General features: G+C 39.4%; 23 protein-coding genes. 13 read left to right on the forward strand and 10 right to left on the reverse strand.

Annotated elements, in window-relative coordinates:
* Window positions 1-171: 171 nt before the first annotated feature.
* Window positions 172-1968 carry a hypothetical protein gene (locus NE848_RS07070; protein WP_252111871.1) on the forward strand — a complete coding sequence of 599 codons (1797 nt, stop codon included), beginning with the start codon at window positions 172-174 and terminating at the stop codon, window positions 1966-1968.
* A gap of 1 nt (window position 1969) precedes the next feature.
* On the opposite strand, the gene NE848_RS07075 is transcribed toward NE848_RS07070, so the two are convergent.
* Entirely contained in the window at window positions 1970-2398 is a 429-nt protein-coding gene (locus NE848_RS07075; protein WP_252111874.1) for a hypothetical protein, read from the reverse strand.
* Between the two features lie 83 nt (window positions 2399-2481).
* Here NE848_RS07075 and NE848_RS07080 point away from each other — a divergent pair, with 83 nt between their 5' ends.
* The 3 genes from NE848_RS07080 to NE848_RS07090 all read left to right on the forward strand — a co-directional run bounded on the left by NE848_RS07080 (window position 2482) and on the right by NE848_RS07090 (window position 4883).
* Window positions 2482-2931 (forward strand): Lrp/AsnC family transcriptional regulator, encoded by a 450-nt coding sequence (locus NE848_RS07080; protein ID WP_252111876.1) that lies wholly within the window; start codon window positions 2482-2484, stop codon window positions 2929-2931.
* A 212-nt stretch (window positions 2932-3143) separates the two neighbouring features.
* Complete coding sequence (locus tag NE848_RS07085; RefSeq protein WP_252111878.1) at window positions 3144-3344, forward strand: DUF1328 domain-containing protein; 201 nt, start codon at window positions 3144-3146, stop codon at window positions 3342-3344.
* 108 nt (window positions 3345-3452) lie between these two features.
* Window positions 3453-4883: a hypothetical protein gene (locus NE848_RS07090; protein ID WP_252111880.1), complete on the forward strand. Its 1431-nt coding sequence runs from the start codon at window positions 3453-3455 to the stop codon at window positions 4881-4883.
* Here NE848_RS07090 and NE848_RS07095 read toward each other — a convergent pair.
* From NE848_RS07095 to NE848_RS07125, 7 genes are all read right to left on the reverse strand, one after another.
* Window positions 4880-6085, reverse strand: coding sequence for an MFS transporter (locus NE848_RS07095; protein ID WP_252111882.1), 1206 nt, complete (start codon window positions 6083-6085; stop codon window positions 4880-4882). The two genes, NE848_RS07090 and NE848_RS07095, sit on opposite strands and share 4 nt — an antisense overlap.
* Window positions 6086-6347: 262 nt before the next feature.
* A complete protein-coding gene (locus NE848_RS07100; protein WP_252111884.1) occupies window positions 6348-7448 on the reverse strand; it encodes a porin in 1101 nt (366 codons plus the stop codon).
* Window positions 7449-7589: 141 nt separating this feature from the next.
* Window positions 7590-8819, reverse strand: coding sequence for an ammonium transporter (locus tag NE848_RS07105; RefSeq protein ID WP_252111886.1), 1230 nt, complete (start codon window positions 8817-8819; stop codon window positions 7590-7592).
* A gap of 32 nt (window positions 8820-8851) precedes the next feature.
* Window positions 8852-9190 (reverse strand): P-II family nitrogen regulator, encoded by a 339-nt coding sequence (locus NE848_RS07110; protein ID WP_252111888.1) that lies wholly within the window; start codon window positions 9188-9190, stop codon window positions 8852-8854.
* Window positions 9191-9358: 168 nt separating this feature from the next.
* Window positions 9359-9727, reverse strand: a complete 369-nt coding sequence (crcB, locus tag NE848_RS07115) for a fluoride efflux transporter CrcB (RefSeq protein WP_252112121.1) — start codon at window positions 9725-9727, stop codon at window positions 9359-9361.
* Window positions 9723-10778: an SRPBCC family protein gene (locus NE848_RS07120; RefSeq protein WP_252111890.1), complete on the reverse strand. Its 1056-nt coding sequence runs from the start codon at window positions 10776-10778 to the stop codon at window positions 9723-9725. The genes crcB and NE848_RS07120 overlap by 5 nt, the downstream gene beginning before the upstream one ends.
* A 70-nt stretch (window positions 10779-10848) precedes the next feature.
* Window positions 10849-11037 carry a hypothetical protein gene (locus NE848_RS07125; protein ID WP_252111892.1) on the reverse strand — a complete coding sequence of 63 codons (189 nt, stop codon included), beginning with the start codon at window positions 11035-11037 and terminating at the stop codon, window positions 10849-10851.
* Window positions 11038-11083: 46 nt separating this feature from the next.
* Here NE848_RS07125 and NE848_RS07130 point away from each other — a divergent pair, with 46 nt between their 5' ends.
* Both NE848_RS07130 and NE848_RS07135 read left to right on the forward strand, forming a co-directional pair.
* On the forward strand, window positions 11084-11470 hold the full coding sequence (locus tag NE848_RS07130; protein WP_252111894.1) for a nucleoside triphosphate pyrophosphohydrolase family protein: 387 nt from the start codon (window positions 11084-11086) through the stop codon (window positions 11468-11470).
* Window positions 11471-11534: 64 nt separating this feature from the next.
* Window positions 11535-12551, forward strand: a complete 1017-nt coding sequence (locus NE848_RS07135) for a Gmad2 immunoglobulin-like domain-containing protein (RefSeq protein WP_252111896.1) — start codon at window positions 11535-11537, stop codon at window positions 12549-12551.
* 47 nt (window positions 12552-12598) lie between these two features.
* Here the strand turns inward: NE848_RS07135 and NE848_RS07140 are convergent, their stop codons facing one another.
* The gene (locus tag NE848_RS07140) at window positions 12599-13648 is read right to left on the reverse strand and encodes a branched-chain amino acid aminotransferase (protein WP_252111898.1); all 1050 of its coding nucleotides are present in this window, start codon (window positions 13646-13648) and stop codon (window positions 12599-12601) included.
* 114 nt (window positions 13649-13762) lie between these two features.
* On the opposite strand from NE848_RS07140, the gene NE848_RS07145 reads away from it, so the two are divergent.
* The 3 genes from NE848_RS07145 to NE848_RS07155 all read left to right on the forward strand — a co-directional run bounded on the left by NE848_RS07145 (window position 13763) and on the right by NE848_RS07155 (window position 15927).
* Window positions 13763-14275, forward strand: a complete 513-nt coding sequence (locus NE848_RS07145; RefSeq protein WP_252111900.1) for a DUF4920 domain-containing protein — start codon at window positions 13763-13765, stop codon at window positions 14273-14275.
* 1 nt (window position 14276) lies between these two features.
* A complete protein-coding gene (mnmC2, locus tag NE848_RS07150; RefSeq protein ID WP_252111902.1) occupies window positions 14277-14951 on the forward strand; it encodes a tRNA (5-methylaminomethyl-2-thiouridine)(34)-methyltransferase MnmC2 in 675 nt (224 codons plus the stop codon).
* A 73-nt stretch (window positions 14952-15024) separates the two neighbouring features.
* Window positions 15025-15927 (forward strand): TIGR01777 family oxidoreductase, encoded by a 903-nt coding sequence (locus tag NE848_RS07155; protein ID WP_252111904.1) that lies wholly within the window; start codon window positions 15025-15027, stop codon window positions 15925-15927.
* Window positions 15928-15979: 52 nt separating this feature from the next.
* Here the strand turns inward: NE848_RS07155 and NE848_RS07160 are convergent, their stop codons facing one another.
* The gene (locus NE848_RS07160; protein WP_252111906.1) at window positions 15980-16648 is read right to left on the reverse strand and encodes a YceI family protein; all 669 of its coding nucleotides are present in this window, start codon (window positions 16646-16648) and stop codon (window positions 15980-15982) included.
* A 152-nt stretch (window positions 16649-16800) separates the two neighbouring features.
* Here NE848_RS07160 and NE848_RS07165 point away from each other — a divergent pair, with 152 nt between their 5' ends.
* From NE848_RS07165 to NE848_RS07180, 4 genes are all read left to right on the forward strand, one after another.
* Complete coding sequence (locus NE848_RS07165; protein ID WP_252111908.1) at window positions 16801-17394, forward strand: nucleotide exchange factor GrpE; 594 nt, start codon at window positions 16801-16803, stop codon at window positions 17392-17394.
* A gap of 31 nt (window positions 17395-17425) precedes the next feature.
* Entirely contained in the window at window positions 17426-18538 is a 1113-nt protein-coding gene (gene dnaJ / locus NE848_RS07170) for a molecular chaperone DnaJ (protein WP_252111910.1), read from the forward strand.
* A gap of 210 nt (window positions 18539-18748) precedes the next feature.
* Entirely contained in the window at window positions 18749-19678 is a 930-nt protein-coding gene (locus tag NE848_RS07175) for an ABC transporter ATP-binding protein (RefSeq protein ID WP_252111912.1), read from the forward strand.
* Window positions 19671-20963 carry an ABC transporter permease gene (locus NE848_RS07180; protein ID WP_252111914.1) on the forward strand — a complete coding sequence of 431 codons (1293 nt, stop codon included), beginning with the start codon at window positions 19671-19673 and terminating at the stop codon, window positions 20961-20963. The genes NE848_RS07175 and NE848_RS07180 overlap by 8 nt, the downstream gene beginning before the upstream one ends.
* Window positions 20964-20965: the final 2 nt, after the last annotated feature.

Here is a 20965-nt window from a genome sequence, read left to right on the forward strand (position 1 = left end):
ATTTTTTATAAAAGAATCTTTTTTAGATGATGCCGTTACTATGGTTGTTGCTTAAGTTCCTTTTTCATAATAGGTGACTTAAAAATTATTAGTGGCTGATTTTGTGGTAATTGTATAAATCACTACTTTTCACTATCCCTACGATTTTGCGCTAAAAATCTGAGATATCGTTTGAATTTTAAGAATCACTTTGAGGAATTAAAACGTCGAAACGTTTTTAAGGCTGCTCTTGCCTATCTGGTGGTTTCCTGGGTGATAGTCCAGGTGGCCTCCATAGTTTTTCCTGCTTTCAAGGCAACTCCCGGCGCCTTACGAACCCTTATACTGGTATTAGTCATTGGATTTCCTGTCTGGTTAATCTTCGCCTGGGTTTATGAAGTGACGCCTGATGGGTTAAAAAAGACTAAAGCAGTAGCCAGGAATGAGTCCATAACAGGCGAGACCAGTAAAAAATTCAATCAGATAATTTTAGGAGCCCTTATTGTCGCAATTGTCCTTCTTGCGGTTAATGTATATGGTACCTACACCCGTAATGGTCCGGAAGTTTCTGATACAAAACCTGATAAATCCGAAAATATTCCAGCAATCGATTCTGAAAGTGATCAGGAAAAATCGGTAGCGGTTCTGGCTTTCGCCGATATGAGCCCTGAAAAAGACCAGGAATACTTTTCAGATGGGATTAGCGAGGAGATCTTGAATTACCTGGCAAAGAATCCTGAGCTATCTGTGATTAGCCGTACATCTTCCTTCTCTTTCAAAGGTAAGGATACTGATATACGGGAAATAGGAAAGAAGCTTAATGCCAATTATGTTTTAGAAGGCAGTGTTCGTAAGGCCGACAGTACCCTGCGTATAACTGCCCAGTTAATCCATGTAGATGATGGAGCACACCTGTGGTCTGAGACCTATGACCGTAAGATGGATGATATCTTCAGTATTCAGGATGAGATAGCCGAAGCGGTCACAAAAAATCTTGAAGCAAGTCTTTTGGGAAAAGAAATTGCTGAAGTGGATACTGAAGCTTATAACAAATACCTGCAAGCGAAACATCTTTGGAATCAATATACCCAGGAAAGCTTGGAAAATGCCGATAAACTCATTAATGAATCTATAGAGATAGATGATAATTATGCACCTGCCTGGCTAATGCTGGCTATAATTAAGGATAGCAGGAGGAATATGAATTTTATCAATAGGGAAAGTGCGGCAAAGGATATTGATAAAGCAATTGATAAAGCCATTTCCCTGGACCCAGAATATGCCGAAGCTTATGCTTTTGCCGGAAGAATCGCACTTAGGAATATAAATTATACTAAGGCAGAAATTAATTTTAAGAAAGCATTGGAACTGGCTCCAAGAAATCCTGATGTACTTATTCTGGTATCTCAGTTGCCTACTCTCGACATTAAGGTCAGAATCAGAATCGTCAAAAAGGCTATTGAACTGGATCCTCTGGAATATATAAATTATTACAGACTTTCGTATCTCTACTTTCTTGATGAACAATACGAAAAAGCTTTGAAGACACAGGAGAAATATATGCTGTATTATCCAAATTCCATGGGAGATTATGCTGGTAAAGCTGAAATCCTGGCTCAATTAGGAAAGGAGCGGGAAGCTCTGGAAGCCCTGGAAAAAGAAAAGGATGAATTTTTAAAAGCTTATGGCAATGCTATGGTCACAATGATATTATATGCGGGAGAAAAAACAGACCAGACGATCGAAACTTTTAAGACTAAATATGGGCAACAAGATCCGTATATGGTGGCGCAGATGTATGCCTGGCAAAATAAAAAGGATAAGGCCTTTGAATGGCTGGGTAAAGCTTATAAAGTGGAGAGTGTTAATTTAGTGCAGATTATGGATGATCCATATATGAAAAACCTAAAAAATGACAGGCGGTGGGAAGAATTCGTGGAAAAAATCGGTTTTCCGCAGAAAAGCAATCTTGAAATTAATTTAGATTAGGTTACAAAGTTAGCTTCCAGATCCTTTGCAGTTTCCTGAACTTCTGAAGTTCGTGTCTTAAGATCTTTAGAAAGTCTCTCCCGTTGCTATTTGTGTATTCCAGTCTCTCGCAGATTCTATACAACCTTTCGGTTAACATACTTACACTAGCTACATATTTCATTCGACTATCCTGAAAATATTCTGTTTCAGCCTTGCTTATGTTGGTTACCAGGGAATTTGAATGTCGCACGATATCACCCGTAAAATACACGCTTTCGTTTTCATTTCCGGAGTCGTTCAACACGGCGAGATCAGGCACAAGGTAGTCAGAGATCCTTCGTGAAATGCGCATGATCTCCTGGGCTTTTGAATATAAAGCTGAACGACGATTTTCGTGATTTCTGGAGAAATAAGCCATGCTCAATTTTTTCTCTAAATTACTACTCATTTCATTCACATTAATTTAAAATTTATGTCTGATAGATTATTTATATTTAAATTTAAAGGAAATTAGTATTTTAAACTTTAAAAATGCATATAGACGATTTAAGCTGGGCTATCCTTGAACAATTACAGGAAAATGCCAGGATTTCCTTCTCTGAAATTGGCAGAAAAGTGGGACTTACCTCTCCCGCCGTCGCAGAGCGAGTTAAGAAAATGGAAGATGCAGGCATTATCCAATCTTACCGAACGCATTTGTCCCATCAAAAATCGGGTTATCAGCTACGTGCTATTATTACTTTAAGGGCATTTACCGGGAGACTGAAGGCTTTTCTGGAAACCGTAAAAACTTTCAAAGAGGTCATAAACTGCTACCGTATTACCGGGAATGAAAATATAATTATGGAAGTGGTGCTACATGATCAGGTTCACCTCGAGAAACTTATCGATCAGTTAATAACTTATGGCGAAACCAGAACCCATATCGTTTTATCAAATGTAATTGAGGATGCCCCGATCAGGCAGAAGTTGAAGACTTAGCAAGCTGGGGATAATACTTAAAATATTTAAAAATGAATTAAAAAACAGGAGCAAAGGCTTTGTTAAAATGGGTGATTTTTAATCTTAATATTAACACCGAGTTACCAGCTGGTTTTATTTTCGTTAAATGAAATTAAATTGTAATTCTTTTATGATATAGTCGTCTAAATCGTAGTTAGATTTGCTTTAGAAAAGAAAGTAAAAATCAAGTTATGAAAAGGAAGACGTTGTTATTTTTAGTACTTGCATTAATTACAGGTTTAATAGGATTTACCGGGTTATCATTTTCCGGGATTGAAGTGGTTCGAGTGATGTTCCTGATTTTTGCAGATCTGGTGATAGTTTCCCTCATGGCCAAATTGTTTTTTCCAGATAAGCCAAAGGTGAAATATCAGCCTGTTAAGAGTGAGTAATTTGAAAATCATTTAAAAGAATAAAACCCGCCAGTTGTTACTTGCGGGTTTTTTTATGGAATAATTAATGATGCAATTCATTATATTTAGACTTATTCTTACATAATTATGAAAAAACTACTATTGGCATTTTTTGCCTTCTTTAGCTTTTGTAATATACAGGCTCAGGAGTTCAGGATAGTTAAGGGGGGCGTGACAGATTCTTTGCCCATTCCGGGAACCGGTAATAAAACATATGCATTTTATGCTCCAACCAATTATTCTGTAGAGCGGAACTGGCCGGTAGTGTTCATCTTTGATCCTAAGGGAAGAGGCTCTACTACTGCTAATCTTTTCAGGAAAGCAGCTGAAGAACAACAGTATCTCGTCGCTTCAGCAAATATCGATCTTAAATCGGAACCTATAGATAGTATCATAAAAACGGCAACCTCCATGATGAATTCCATATTCAGCGCTTTTCCGGTAGATCCTGCCCTGGTATATACTGCAGGAATGGGGGAAGGAGCCCAGGTGGCTTCTGCATTGCCTATGTTTTATCGTAAAATGGCCGGAGTAATGGCTATTGGGAATTCATTTGTCAATCAACAATATCTTGATAAAAGCAATCCATATATGTTTATAGCCGTAGCTGGCGATAAAGATTATATGGTATATCAAATGGAAGATTACCTTAGGTTCTATGATGATCTGGACTTTAAGACAGATGTTTACTATTTTGCTGGAAAGGAGGATCAGTGGCCCGAGGCCGCAGTTATCTCCAATGCCATGACAGGCTTTAGCCTTGAAGCTATAAAAAAAGGGAGTCGCAGTGCGGATAAGGATTTTATTCAGAAACTCTATCAGAATGAAATTGCATATACCGAACAGTTAGTTCGTACCCGTAATTATTATGATGCCTATGAAAAGCTGGATCGGATGGAAGATAAGTATGAAGATTTCGGCTTTGAAGATGATATTGAAGAGCGTATGAAGGAGCTGAAAAAGACCAATGGATACAGGTCCCAGCGTAGGGATTTCAGGCAGGCAACCTCATTTGAAAAACAGCAGATAGAGGAATATGAATATTTGCTTAGGAGTGATATCATGACCGCTAATTTTCAGAATATAGGCTGGTGGGCTTATCAGGTAGATGAACTGGATAAACTGAAAAAAAGTTCAAATGAAGCCAAATCCAATATGGCCTACAGGCTGCATGGTTACCTTGATTTTCTTACTAAAAAGCAGTTTGATCAAATAGTAGAGGCTAATATTCCAATAGATACTAAAATATTCATAAGTGTTTTGCGCACTGCCATCCGTAAGGATGATCCGGAAGCTTATTTGAAGATCATCTCACTTGCCGGTGCCGATGGGGATTACGAGACAGCCCTGCTTTACCTTGAAGATCTTCTCAAAACAGGATATTCAGATATGGAAAGCCTTTATAATATTGAAGGAATACTGGATCTTCAGTTTACAAGGGAGTATAACCAGATCATTAAGAAATATCTAGGAGAATCTAAGTTCTATAATGATGAAATAGAGCCGGAAGAGAATTAAGCTATTTCTTTTCTTAATAATGCTTTTAAAATATATAGTAGTAAACAGGCAAAAAGTGCCAGTGCCAGCATGGTATACCAGGTAAACTCAAAGCCGAAATTATCTATAAGCTGCATCCCGGAATTATGTCCAAAAATATGGCTTATGGAAAATGAGATACTGTATAAGGCCATATATGAACCTCTTTTCTTGCCGTCAGATCTGGAAAGAGCAAAAGTGTTTGAAAAAGGGAAACCTATCATCTCTCCAACGGTTGCTAATAACATTCCTACTGCAAGAACTCCTACCCAGTCAGTCAGGTTTATAACAAGAAAACTGAATCCTGTGAGCAGGGTTCCAAGAATTACATAGCCAATTGCGGAATGCCTTCTGGATTCCATGAATTTGATAAGAGGCATTTCAAAAAGAAAGATCATCAGTCCGTTAAGGCCAAGAAGGAGGCCAATCTCAAATTCGTTCAACTTATGAGATTCCGAATAATAAAGCGGCATGGTAGAGAAATACTGAATAAAGATCAATCCGAAAAGCATCATGGCGAAGATGAAGATGAGATAAAGCTTGTCGCTCATGGCAGATTTTGCATTTGCTACAATATCTTCGGGTTCGGTAGTTGAGCGTTTTGGATGTAGGAGCCTTAGTAAAAGGATACCCGCTACCAGACATGTAAGACCGTCTACCCAGAAAAGTCCGCTATAGCCGCCTGTTTCAATAATAATTCCTCCAATTGCCGGCCCTGCTGAAAATCCCAGGTTTATTGCGAGCCTGATTAGTGTAATAGACCGTGTTCGGTTTTGAGGTTTGCTGTAAGCGTTTATGGCAACAAAAACTGCCGGCCTGAAAATGTCAGCGACTGTCATCACCAGATATATCCCAATACAAATAGACCAGAAAGATGCAGGAAATTGTAACAATACAAACAAAATGGAGGAAAGTATAAGGCTTCCCGCCATGGTTTTATAATGTCCTATTTTGTCTGTGAGTAGTCCGCCAAGCCAGGAGCCCGTTACAGAACCGAGACCAAAGAAGGTGAGTATCCAGCCCACTTCCTCAAGGGTAAATCCCCTGTTTTTTGTAAGATAAAGAGAAAGAAAAGGGATAACCATCGTTCCCGCCCTGTTAATGAGTGTGATTAGGGATAGTAACCAGATTTCTTTTCTTAATCCGCTAAAGGATTCAAAATATGATCTAAAAAGTCTTTGCATGCCCAAAAATGAGTCACCAAAATTAAATTAAATTTTAAGTGTTCTGGATATTAATTTTTGATCACCTGGAAAATAGGGGATAACCGGTTGCTGTAATTTTAAAAAAATATCTGTCTTTATTGCGAAGCTGACTAAGGAAGATGTCAGGTGATGAAAGTGACTGCCTAAAGGAATCAATTAGGCAGATTCAGAAAACCAATAAAAAAAAAACCCGGCTGATATCAGAGATACCAGTCGGGGTATAATTCAAGTAGGAAAAGTTTTAGAATGCGTAGATAGCCGCAACCAAAAATGAAGCAAGTTCACTTGAAGGGTTTAAGTCACTATCAAGAAATGCAGGATAATCGTCTGAAACACTATCAAGTCTGAATTCAGGCTTAATTATCAATCCACCGGTTTGATAACTTCCGGTCAGGGTAAATGCAGTAACACTGGTATCGGCATCGTATACAATTCCGCCATCCTCAAGCTCCTTGAAATATTCGGCTCTCAGTCCTATACCGAAACTGTCTGAAAGAGCAACCTGTGGATACAATGCGGCACCATAAAAGCCAACTCCTTCAGTATCCTGATAGGTGGTATTTAGACCAAGGTAGAAGCTTTCAGTAAGATCCCAGCCTGTGGTAAGGTCTATCTGAAATAAAGCATCGTCAGAGAGGGATTGCTCCCCGTATAATAAATTCAGATAAGCGCTTCCTGCATCATTGGAATAACCCAGCTGACCACCAAAAGAATACTTTCCTATAGGATTGAATTCAGTATAATCTGTAGGGTTCATTATTGCTAACATACCGGTCCAGTTATCATTAAAGCTGAAATCGGCCTTGATCCCTGTATGAGAAAACGGACCGTAGGAGAACATATACGAGGTGGAATAATTGAAGTTAGCTGCGGGTGAGATCACCTCATAACCGAGAAATGTGTTCCAGTTACCCAGCGTGAACTTCAGAGCATCGTTCACCTTATAAAATGCATATAGCTGGTTTACAATGTTTGTAGAAGGCGCCGATAAAAATACGGCATCTTCACCACGGGGTCCAAAGACCAGGTCGGCAACGAAACCTACCTTATCACCTTCGTATCCCAGGATCACATTGGCCATTCCTATGGCAAAACCAGGGTCATTGGCAAATGAGGTGGCAGGTGCAGCAGGTGTGAAACTTTGAACATCCCCGCCAACAATCTCTTCAGACTTATTCAGTCCATTAAAGTTTGTACGGAAATAAGCATCCACGCTACCACTTATGGTAAATTTAGGGGTTGCATCTTCTTCTTCCTCTTGTGCAATTAGCGTTGAGGTCATAAGAGCTACGGGTAGTAAAAAGATAAATTTTACTAATTTTGATGTTGTAATTGCTTTCATAATGAAAATGGTTATTTGTTTGATTTAACTAATGTTTGGCGACTCAGTTAATCAGATATTAATCATATAGAATTATAAGCGGTTATTTTATACGGAGCGTTCCTCCAAACGCTCCGTTTTTTGTTTAACCAACAAATTTGTTTAAGAAGATTGTTTTAATCCGAAATCAGGATAGGCATCCATACCGTGCTCATAGATATCCAGACCTTCAGTTTCTTCTTTGGCTGATACCCTGATGCCAATGGTAACCTTCATGATATAGAATATTATAAACGATCCCACTATACATATAGCACCGTAACATGCAACTCCTATAAGCTGTGTAATAAACTGGTCAAAACCGGCCAGGTTTCCAAAGATACCTACGGCCAACGTCCCCCAGATTCCACAAATAAGGTGAACTGCCACGGCTCCTACTGGGTCGTCAAGTCTTATTCTGTCTATCAAGGCAACTCCGAATACCACTATAGCTCCTGCTATGGCTCCAATCATTACAGCATCGGTTGGAGACATCTGGTCAGCTCCTGCTGTTATACCTACAAGTCCACCAAGGATCCCGTTAAGGAACATGGTAATGTCATAATTCTTATAAAGAATGGAAGAGACTAAAAATGAGCCTACTCCTCCGGCTGCTGCTGCCAGACAGGTGGTCACAAGAGTTAAAGAGGTTAATTCAGGATCGGCTGAAAGTACAGAACCTCCATTAAATCCAAACCATCCTAACCATAAGATGAGTACTCCTGCTGTTGCAAAAGGCATACTGTGTCCTGGGAATGCCCAGATCTTTCCATCTCTGAATTTTCCAATTCTTGCACCCAGCAACCAAATGGCAACCAAAGCTGCCCATCCACCAACAGAGTGCACAAGTGTTGAACCTGCAAAGTCATAGAATCCCATTTCATCAAGGAATCCACCACCCCATTTCCATGATCCGGCAATTGGATAAACTATTCCTACATATAGAACCACAAAAATGAAAAAGCTGTTTATTTTAATACGTTCGGCTACAGAGCCTGATACGATTGTTGCTGCCGTAGCGGCAAACATACCCTGGAACAGGAAGTCTGTCCAGTAAGTATAGCCTTCATTATAGGCCAGGTCCAGCGATCCATCCACAAGCGGACTGTCAAGCCCAAAACCTGCAAATCCTATAAATCCGTTGAATTCCCCTGGATACATTAGGTTAAAGCCAAGGAGGCAGTATAATAGCAATCCAACAGTAATAATAAACACGTTTTTGAATAATATGTTCACCGTATTTTTCTGTCTGGTGAGACCGATCTCCAAAAATGCAAAACCAAGGTGCATAAAAAATACCAGTCCCGTACAGATCATCATCCATACATTATTTACAGTAAGTAATCCTTCCATAATTTTTCTTAGTTAATTGATTCTTTGATAATTTATTTTAGGGATTCTGCGCCTTTCTCTTTTGTTCTGATACGGTAAGCTTCCTCTATAGAAGAAACAAAGATCTTTCCGTCACCTACTTCCCCTGTGTAGGCGGCCTTTAGTAAGGCTTCAATTGTTTTTTCCACAAAAGAATCTGTTACTACAATAGAAAGGTATCGTCTCTGAATATTCGAGGTGCTGTAACTAACGCCCCGGTAAACATGACCTACTTTCTCGTTACCTACCCCGGTAACGTCCCAATAACTGAAAAAGGTAACTCCTATAGCATGGAGTGCCTCTTTGGTTTCATCGAACTCTGACTTCCGAATGATTGCTTCAATTTTTTTCATAATTTATTATTAAGAATTGGTCAAAAATATAAAAATATGTTAACCACCCCTAAAAAAATAGGGGGTATGATGTTATTTTTACGAAATAAAAAGTAAATACCCCTAAAAAAATAGGGGTATGTATTTTAAAAACATATTTTTGAGGATTTGATACCCTATTTTGGTAATTTAGAACAGTTTAGAGATCAAAATGCCAAAAAGGACTGCCAGGATTCCTAAAATTAAACTTCCAAAAAAGTAAACGGAGAAGCTTAAATAGTCTCCAGATTTGATAAGAGAGTAGTTTTCAAATGAAAAAGTGGAAAAAGTAGTGAAGCCTCCACAAAAACCTACTCCAAGGATAAGATTGGTAGGATTGTTAAGCGTATTTGTTTTAATAGCATAGCCTAAAACTGCTCCAAGTAGAAGACTGCCAAGAATATTTACAATAAAAGTACCATAGGGAAGAAGACTGGATGCATTTAAATGTTTGCTTATAATATATCTCAGGCTGCTGCCTAATCCCCCTCCTATAAAAACAAGTATTAGGTTTTTAATCATTAGTCCTGGAATTTTCCTGCGTAATAGGAATATATATCTGTGTGATCCATTCTGCTGGATTCGGATTATCTTCCGGTCCGCTCACATACACCTCAAACGGCTGGGAATTTTCATCTGCTTTAAGTCCATTCTTCTGCAGATATGCATAAGATGAGTCCCAGGCTTCCTTGAGATTCTTATAATCACCTTTTAATGTGGTCTTTAAAGTTCGTTGCTTGGGCATATAGCCATTGAGTACGTTACTTTCTGCAGGTGTTACCACCTCACTGGGCGTAAAATAGGCGGCTGAATAGATGGCGGTTCCCTGGTCTTCGTTCCACTGATTATAAAGAACGAAAGGATTGCCAATCTTCTCGATATTATTGTTTTCCATATAAGTGCCCACTTCGTTGATCATGTTCCCCATTCTTTCGGATACCTGACTTATCTTGCTGGCCGTGGTTATATACATATAGTAACCTCCTCCATGCTGGGTGACGCCATCTATATTTACAGAGTAAGTCTCCATTTCTTCCTTGATCTTCGCCTGAAGATTGTCAAGACCTTTTTTGAACATAGGCAGCATCATTTCACTAAGGCTTTGATCCTGAAAAGTAAAAGCGGCCTTTTCCATGAAACTTTGTTCCCCTTTCATTCCCCAGGTAACAAGGGTACTGTCTCCTTGTTTATCGAATTGCCAGTAAATATCACTTTTAGAATCCCCGAATGGGGTTACAAAGCTTATTTTTTGATCAATACTTGAATATGGATTTGCCTTAACCGTGGTAATTTCACCTTCTCCCATTTTTTCACTTTTCCAGGAATATGAAGCACCTTCTCCTTTGGTCTTGTCTCCGTAATTAATGATCATATCATCGGTTTCCTGGGACCATGGTTCCCAGTCTTTCCAGGTTGTAAAATCGTTCACTTCATTAAAAACTACCTCCTGAGGTGCGGCGAGCATCTGTTGTTGTTCTATTTGAAACTCTCCATCTTTGGTAGCTATATATATTGAAGCGCCAATGATAAAAATTAGGAATAAAAAGAAAAGATATTTAAGGATCTTCATTGTTGGTGGTGATTAGTTTACGCTAATATAAATAATTTAGCAGACCAATTGTAGGTCAATTCTTATGAAACTAATGCTTAAGCTGAGTTTTGATCAGAAAGAGAAGCAGAATAAAAAAGATAAATCCTATTAATACATAGATGCTTCCTTTGTAATATTTCTTATGAAGTCTGGTGTCTTTTCTATAACTGAATATCATAACTATGATAAAGGCTATCAGAAAAAGCCCGGCGAAGATCAATTGTCCTGTAGAAAACATTTTGGTTATTTTTACGCAAAGTTAACTTTTTAAAGCTTGAAATAATATGAAGAAAAGAATTGCCGCTGTAAAAGAATTTCATTCGGCTTTTGGCCTTGGGATAAATGAAAAACCTGTTGCTAACCTGGGAAGGAATAAAAATATGCTTCGCTTTAACCTAATGAAAGAAGAAAATGAAGAGTATCTCGAGGCTGCCAATAATGATGATCTTGCAGAGGTTGCCGATGCGCTGGGTGATATGCTGTATATTCTCTGTGGAACTATTATTGAGCATGGAATGCAGCATAAGATCGAAGAGGTTTTTGATGAAATACAGTCAAGCAATATGAGTAAACTTGGAGCTGATGGAAAACCGATCTATCGTGAAGATGGTAAGGTGCTTAAAGGGCCTAACTATTTCAAGCCGGATATCTCCCGTATATTAGAAGAATAACCTCCAGATTTTTAGAGAATTTTAAAATAATCCGGGTTCCAGTTTTTTATCTTAAAAATAAAAAATGAGACCGATTGTTTTTTTACTGGTTTTATGCCTTATTATTTCCTGTAAAAATGATCAGAAGAACACAGATCAGGAGGCCAAACAAGATGATACAGGCATAGAGTACAATCAAGAGCCTTCCGGCAGGATATATAATAATGAAAAATGGAGTTTTTCCCTGGAGTATCCCGAAAGCTGGCAGTTGCAAGAGTCTAAACTCCCCGGTGATGTGCCTGTGATAAATATGTATACGGCTAAGGCCGGTTATAATCCACCTTTTACCATTCACGAAGAACCGGGAAATGCTTACCTGGCGATTCTTCCAAGCGGATTTGGGGTGGATGGTCCTTCGGGAAAACGGATGTCACTCCCTGAATGGAATGGCAATATTTCATTGACTCCTGAACTAAATAAAAAGGAAAGCCTGGTTTACCTACTTGAATCTGGTGAACCCTGGGCATTCTATTTAAGATTTGTGAATCCACCTTCCAGTTGGGGCAGGTCTGCAAGTATATTTGTTCATTTCAGGGTTAAAGACTTTAAAGCCGAATGTTACTCAGATTCAGGGAAGCAGAAGGATATAAAGAATTGTGACCCGATGGGTTCTGATGAGGTTAGATATTCAGGGATTGTGGATGCTTCCAGCAAAGATGCTTTGATGAAGGCGATGGAATCCTTCAAATTTGAGGCAAATAAAGAAGTACCGATCTCAGATCTTATCCAGGTTGAAACACCTTTACCTAATAAAGAAGTGAGTTCTCCATTGAAGATAAGAGGTAAGGCAAGAGGGTACTGGTTCTTTGAAGCCGATGCGCCTGTGGTCTTACTCGATAAGGATAATAACCAACTTTCGGAAAGCTATATTAAAGCTGCTGGAGAATGGATGACCGAAGACTTTGTTAATTTTACCGGCAGTATGGAATTTGATCCTCCAGATGATGAAAGGGGATTCCTTGTTTTTAAAAGGGCGAATCCCTCAGATAAAAAAGAAAATGACAGGGAATTTCGGCTACCTGTTATTTTTCCTCCTAAATAAAAAAAATCCCGGTATTGCCGGGATTTAATTTTACAATTATAAAGATATTATTTTACCTCGTATCTCCAGCCAAATTTATCTTCAGCTTCATTATACTGGATCTTCATAAGTTTGTCTTTAAAGAAACTCGCATAAGAATCTTCCATTTTAGGCAATTCAAATTTTTTGCCCTTATGTCCAAAACCTACTATTGGGTTGATCACTGTAGCAGTTCCTGATCCAAACATTTCTTTTAGCTCACCTTTTTCGGCTGCTTCAACGATCTCCTTGACACTAACCCTTCTTACTTCAAGGTCTATATTATATTCTTCGGCGAGTGTGATCACACTTTTACGCGTCACACCGTCCAGGATCCTGTCGTTGGTAGGAGCCGTGATAAGTTTATCTCCAATCCGGAAAAAGATATTCATGGTGCCGGCTTCTTCAAGGTATTCATGAGTATTGGCATCGGTCCAGATGATCTGCTGAAACCCTTCTTCCTTTGCCAGATTGGTAGGATAGAACTGCGCACCGTAATTTCCGGCTGCCTTAGCATATCCAACACCTCCATCTGCTGCACGGCTGAATTTCTCTGAAAACTTTACTCTAACCTCTCCGCTGTAATAAGCCTGGGCAGGAGAGCAAATGATCATGAATTTATATTCGCCAGATGCTGAGGCTGAAACCCCGGCTTCGGTAGCGATCACGAAGGGTCTTATATAAAGGCTGTTTCCAAAACCTTTTTTTATCCAGTCTTTATCAAGTTTTAAAAGTTCCTCGAGACTGTTGAAGAAATATTCTTTTGGGAATTCTGGAATGGCCAAACGCTTGCCAGATCTGTTGATTCTCTTGAAATTCTCGTCTGGTCTAAAAAGCCATATCCTGTCATCTTTATCCTTGTAGGCTTTCATTCCTTCAAACACAGCCTGCCCGTAATGAAAAACCCTCGCTGAAGGATCAAGAGTAAGAGGTCCGTAAGGTTTAATTACGGGTTTTTGCCATTCACCATCGATATAATCGCACTCCATCATGTGATCTGTGAAAACCTTCCCGAAAACAAGATTGTCAAAATTGGTATTTTCTATTTTAGATTTGGGAGATTTTTGTATGTCTATCATCGAAGTGAGATTTTGATTGTGAGAATTAAGTCAACAAATTTACCTAATTAAAAGAAGAATCAAAATCTAAAGTTTTGGTAAATTTGAAGCTTTCAGCCATTTATATAATTTGTTATGAGAACTTCTGTTTTGCTTCTTGTTTTGTTCCTGGCGTTCATTTCCTGTAAAGAGAAAGCACCTGATAAGAATTCAGAACTTACCCTACTGCAGACAGACCAGCAGGAATATGAAAGTTTCGGTGAGAAGATTTCAGCAAATAATAGCCTTTCTGCGCAAGCGATGAAACTGCAATATGAGAAACTGGAATTAGGCGATACCATTTCGGTGAAATTTACAGCAAAGGTGAACAGTGTATGTAAAATGAAGCGATGCTGGATGAAGCTGGAGCTTCCCGAAACTGAAGAGGACCCCATGGTTAAATTCAGGGAATATGGTTTTTTTGTTCCAAAGGATATTGAAGGGAAAGAGGTAGTTGTTGAAGGAATTGCCTTTATAGAAGAGATTTCAGTGGAAGACCAGGAACACTTTGCCAAAGATGCCGGAAAGGCTGTTGAAGAGATTGAAGCCATAGTAGAACCAAAAAGGTCCCTGGGATTTCTTGCCCATGGGGTCCTGGTAAAAAAATAGTTTGGAAAGAAAGATTATAAAGACTGCCGACGGTTCTATTACCATACATCTGCCAGAATGGAATGAGCAATACCATTCCAAGCACGGAGCGGTACAGGAGGCAAGGCATGTATTTCTGAAAATGGGCCTCTTCCATCTGCTTGAAAAAGAGAAGCCTTCAGAGCTTTCAATTCTTGAAATAGGCTTTGGTACAGGCTTGAATGCGTTTCTCACTTTTCTGGAGGCTGAAAGACTTGAAATGAAAATCAATTACACGGGGGTTGAAGCTTATCCGGTACCTTCAGAAGAAGTGAAGCTTCTCAATTATCCCGAGGTGACTCAGGCTTTAGAGAAAGCAGATTATTTTCAAGAATTACATGCAACTGAATGGGAAAAAGCTCATAAGATCTCCGAGTACTTTAGCCTGTGTAAACAAAAGAAGAAATTCAGCGAAATCAGGGATCAGGAGTTATATGATCTTATCTATTTTGACGCATTTGGAGCAAGAGTGCAACCCGAACTCTGGACCGAAGAGATCTTTGCTTTAATGTTTCAGGCCATGAAAACAGGAGGAGTGCTGGTGACATATGCCGCTAAGGGTAGTGTAAGGCGGGCCATGCTGTCTTCAGGTTTTCAGGTAGAGAAACTGCCTGGCCCTCCCGGAAAACGGGAAATGTTAAGGGCTGTTAAATTATAAGCTTATTGCCGTTAAACCTCTTTTAAAAATGAGAAAGGCCGTTTAGTCTTATGTATCTTGAAAAGAAAAAAGTATGCGCGTATTAATTACCGGTGCAACAGGACTTATTGGCTCTCAACTAAGCAATCTGTGCAGGGAGAGAGGGATACGGGTTAACTATCTTACCACTGATAAAGCTAAAATAGAGAAGCAGGAAGATTATCAGGGGTTTTACTGGGATCCAAAAAGCCAGGAGATAGAGAAGGGCTGTATTGAAGGAGTGAAGACCATAGTCCATCTTGCCGGTGCGAGCATTGCCGAACCCTGGTCTAATTCTTATAAAAAGAAAATCATCAGAAGCCGGGTAGATACGGCAGCTTTACTTTTTAAAACTTTAGAGGAAAATCCACATCAGGTGGAAAATTTTATTTCGGCAAGCGCCATTGGTATCTATCCCAGTTCTCTTGAAAAGTTATATTTTGAGGAAGGCAAATCAGTAGCCGATAATTTTATTGGAGAAGTTGTTCGTAAATGGGAAGCTGCTGCTGATGAATTTGAAAAGATAGGCCTGGATGTGGCCAAAATACGTGTAGGCCTTGTGCTTGCCGAAGATGGCGGAATGCTTGAAAAGATCAAAAAACCTATTTCCTTAAATATGGGAGCTGCACTGGGAAGTGGAAAGCAGTGGCAGTCCTGGATACATATTGAAGATCTGACAGAGATCTTTCTTTTTGCTATTGAGAACGAACTTACTGGGGTTTATAATGCCGTAGCGCCAAATCCTGTTACCAATAAAGAACTTACCAGGGAACTTGCCAAACAGATGGGGAAATCGATATGGCTGCCTAATGTTCCGAAATTTGCATTAAAAACTTTGCTGGGAGAGATGTCCCAGATCGTTCTTTCCAGTCAGCTTGTAAGCTGTAAAAAAATAGAAGAACAGGGATACAATTTCAAATACACGAATCTTTCAAGGGCCCTCGCCGATCTTACCTAAAATAAAAAAGCCCCGCTTCACGCGAGGCTTTTCATTAAAATTCAATTATAAACTAAGCCTTTTTGGCTTTCAGGTTTATTTTCAATTCAATTTCGTCATTAATGAATTTATCACCCAGCCCGTCAAATACAGATTTTGAACCGTAATTCACGTTCCATTTTGTTCTGTCTATCGTGAATTCTTCACTGGTGATCTGGATGTTCTCACCATCTTTTGTAATGTTTACCGGGAAAGCGATGTTCTTGGTCTCCTCTTTTATTGTAAGGTTACCCTGTAACATTTGCTGACCTTCCTCTTCAGTGATTCCGGTCACTTCAAAAGTAGCCTGAGGGTATTTGGTAACATTAAAAAAGTCACCTTCTTTTCCTTCTACAGTACCTTTTAAGTGAGCCTCAAGATCTGCTTTCTTATCTCCATCAAGATCGGTCACCTCAATGGAATTCATATCTATAACAAAAGTTCCACTTTCGATCACGCTGTCGTTTGCCTTGAAGGTTCCTTCTGCAACCTTGATGGTTCCGGTATGAGTTCCGGTAGGCTTTTCACCCTGCCATTCAATTACAGATGTGGCAGTGTCTACCTTAAATTCTGAAGCATCAGCCTGCGCTGTAGCAGTATCTTTTGCTTCAGCCATTTCGGCTTCATTATTATTGTTCTTACATGAAGTAAAAGCAAGTCCCAGACCTGCAATAACTAATGCATTTAGAAATAATCTCTTCATTGGGGATTAATTTTTAAAGTTCGGGGCAAAAGTAAAAGGAAAATCATTCCTTGCGTCCTAAAGTTTTACTAAAATAATCTTGTGACATTTTGACATTTTAACCGAATTGGCAATGAATTTGACTAAATGTGGCTGAAAGTAAATTTTAAGTAATGAGCGAAAAAAAGGATAAAGCCAAAAAACAGGATAAAGAGGTTAAAGATCAGGTAGAAGAAGTATTGGATAATGCCATCGAGGAAGTTGACGGAAATGGCGAAAATAAAGAAGAACAGCCTGAAACCAAGGGAAATGAGCTTACCGAAGAAGAGCGCTTAAAAGAAGACCTTCAAAAGGAAAAGGATAAATTCTTAAGGCTCTTTGCCGAGTTTGAAAATTATAAAAGACGCACTTCAAAGGAGAGACTCGAGTTATTTAAAACTGCCAATCAGGAAGTAATGACAGCTATGCTGCCTATTCTGGATGATTTTGACAGGGCCTTAAATGAACTGAAAAAATCTGGTGACGAAAATCTTTTAAAAGGAGTAGAGTTGATTCACAATAAGCTTAAGGAAACCCTTAAGGCCAAAGGGCTTGAAAGAATGAAGGTGGAACAGGGAGAAGACTTCGACTCTGAAGTGCATGAAGCTATTACACAGGTGCCTGCCCCTTCTGATGATCTTAAAGGCAAGATTGTTGATGTAGTAGAACCCGGATACAAGCTGGGCGAGAGGATTATTAGATATCCAAAGGTAGTTACCGGCCAGTAAACCGCTTTTGCAAAATTTGTAAAAACCCGACATGAAAGAAGATTATTACGAAATATTAGGCGTAAGTAAAGACGCTTCAGCAGCAGATATAAAAAGAGCATATCGTAAAATGGCTTTGAAATACCACCCCGATAAGAATCCGGGTGATTCTAAAGCCGAGGAGATGTTCAAGAAATCTGCTGAAGCTTATGAAGTTTTAGGAAATCAGGAAAAGAGAGCCAAATATGATCGTTTTGGTCACCAGGCCTTCGAAGGTGGCGGATTTGGCGGAGGTGGCATGAACATGGATGATATCTTCAGCCAGTTTGGTGACATCTTTGGCGGCGGATTTGGTGGCGGATTCTCCGGCTTTGGAGGATTCGGCGGAGGCCAGCGCCGCAGTAAAGGAAGCAATCTCAGGATCAGGGTTAGTTTGAATCTTGAAGAAATTGCCAATGGTTGTGAGAAGAAGATCAAGGTGAAGCGAAAGGTCAAAGCTCCAGGTACCACTTATAAGACTTGTTCAACCTGTAATGGTACAGGACAGGTTACCCGAGTAACCAATACAATTCTGGGTAGAATGCAAACTGCCTCTCCATGTGGAACCTGTAGCGGGACAGGGCAGATCCTTGATCATAAACCTGAAGGAGCCGATTCGCAAGGTCTAATGATGAAAGAGGAGACCGTTTCTATTAAAATACCTGCGGGTGTTGAAGATGGAATGCAGCTGAAAGTAGCAGGAAAAGGTAATGAAGCCCCTGGAAATGGCATTCCCGGAGATCTGCTGGTAGCTATCGAAGAAAAAGAGCACGCAAGTCTTCAGCGAGAGGGAGATAACCTTCATTATGATCTTTATATCAGTTTCTCTGAAGCTGCTCTGGGAACTTCAAAGGAAATCGATACAGTGACTGGTAAGGTTCGTATTAAGATCGAGGAAGGTGTTCAATCTGGTAAGATCTTGAGATTGAGAGGTAAAGGTATTTCCAGTATTAATGGTTACGGAAAGGGAGATCTTCTGGTCCATGTAAATGTATGGACTCCTAAGGCCCTGTCCAGAGAGCAAAAGGAATTTTTTGAAAGGATGGCCGATGATGAGAATTTCAGGCCAAACCCCGAAAAGAGTGATAAATCCTTCTTTGAAAAAGTTAAAGATATGTTTTCTTAAAAAGCCGGTTTTAAGAAAAAATTTATATATTTGATTATCACTAAGTCTTTTAGTGATAATTTTTCTTTTTCATAGCAATTTTTTTCCCATCCTTAATCCTTTTAAGGGTGGGTTTTGTTTTTACGGAGGTTTCGGAAATTATAAAATCTTCTTAATCAACTACCACTCTCTGGTGATTTCTCTATCTTTAACCTTCCTATAAAATACTATATGGAAAATCTTTTGGTTGCGGAGAATATCTATAAGCGATTTGGAAATTTTACTGCACTCAACAATGTTTCAATAAATATCCCCAGAGAAAGCATATTTGGCCTTTTAGGGCCAAATGGTGCGGGAAAAACCACACTTCTTAGAATCATAAATCAAATTACCATGCCTGATGAAGGCAGGGTATATCTTGACGGGAAACCTCTGCATCCAGACGATATAGCACATATTGGCTACCTTCCTGAAGAAAGAGGGCTTTATAAATCAATGAAAGTAGGGGAGCAGGCTCTTTATCTGGCAAGACTGAAAGGCCTCAGCAAGACTGAAGCTAAAGAAAGGCTTAAGTACTGGTTCCGGAAGCTCGAAATCGAAGGCTGGTGGGATAAGAAGATACAGGAACTTTCCAAAGGAATGGCCCAAAAAGTACAATTTGTGATTACGGTACTGCACCGGCCAAAATTACTGATCTTTGATGAACCTTTTAGCGGATTTGATCCTGTGAATGCTAATCTTATTAAAGATGAGATACTTCAGCTAAAAGAAGAAGGAGCCACCATTCTTTTTTCCACCCACCGTATGGAAAGTGTTGAGGAGCTTTGTGATTATATCGCCCTTATCCATAAGTCGAATAAACTGCTGGATGGAAAGGTTTCAGAGATCAAGAAGGAATACAAATCCAACACCTTTGAAGTGGGACTCGATGCGGTAGACGAGGCCACCCTGAAACAGGAACTTAAATCGCGTTTTCAGATTGGCCCCGCCAGATTTAAAAGTATACAGGACGACCTTAAGCTAACAATCAAACTTGGGGAGCACGAATCTTCCAATGAACTGATCAGATTTTTGCTCACCCGGGCCAGAATAAATCATTTTGTTGAGGTGATTCCTTCAGTAAATGATATTTTTATAAAAACGGTAACTCAAAATGCGTAACCTAAGGCTTATTATAAACCGGGAGTACCTGGCAAGGATAAGGAATAAGACCTTTATCATAATGACGTTTATGAGTCCGCTTATCTTCGTTGGTATGATCCTGCTCATTGCTTATTTGAGTATGCTGAACAGTACCGAGCAAAAGATAATAGGTATTCACGATGAAAGCGGAATGTTTGCTTCAGAGTTCAAAGATGGTGAACAGGTGCAATACCTTGATTATTCAGGTAAATCCCTGCAAGAGGCCAGGGAAGAGGTTCTGGATAATGAATATTTCGGGCTGATACATATAGCCAATGTTGCTCCCGGAGAAAACGCGAAAATTGAGTTCTTTGGAAAGGATACTCCCGGTTTTGGTACTATTGAGAATATTGAAAAGACAATTTCAGATAAACTTACCCGGGAACAGCTTATCGCAAGAGGAATAGATGTATCTGAAATTGATAAGGCACGTGCCGATGTGAGTGTGGATATCCAGAATTTTGCGGGTGAAAGAAGTTCAAAAATGTCAAACTACATCAAAATGTTCTTTGGTGGAGCTGCCGGTTATCTTTTAATGATGTTCATCATTATTTACGGGAATATGGTAATGCGTAGCGTGATTGAAGAAAAGACCAATCGCATTATAGAGATCATTGTCTCTTCAGTAAAACCCTTTCAATTATTACTGGGTAAAGTGCTGGGTACCTCCCTGGCTGGGATCACCCAGTTCACGATTTGGGTCATTTTGGGAACTGTACTTTTATTTAGCATTTCTTCTTTTCTTGGTATAGATCCATTGGCTGCACAAATGCCAGCTTCTAATGTGGTGAGTGAAGTGGCGAAACCTGAAATAAATCAACTGGTTATAGATATACTGAATTTGCCTTATGCCAGCCTGTTAGGCTTCTTTGTTATATACTTTATTGGAGGGTATTTTCTTTATAGTGCCATCTACGCGGCGATAGGTGCCGCGGTAGACAGCGAGACTGATACTCAGCAGTTCATGTTTCCCATTATTTTACCACTTATTCTTGGGATCTATGTGGGATTCTTTTCGGTAGTCGAAAATCCCCATGGTACGGTCTCTACTATATTTTCAATAATCCCACTCACTTCTCCTATTGTGATGCTGATGAGGATCCCGTTTGGAGTTCCGTGGTGGGAAATAGCAACTTCAATAATTATCCTGATTGCAACAAATTTTGGAGTGCTATGGCTATCGGCAAAAATCTACAGGGTGGGAATACTTATGTACGGTAAAAAACCTACTTATAAAGAACTGTATAAATGGCTTAAATATTAATT

This window comes from Gramella jeungdoensis (genome assembly GCF_023805255.1).
Taxonomy (GTDB): domain Bacteria; phylum Bacteroidota; class Bacteroidia; order Flavobacteriales; family Flavobacteriaceae; genus Christiangramia; species Christiangramia jeungdoensis.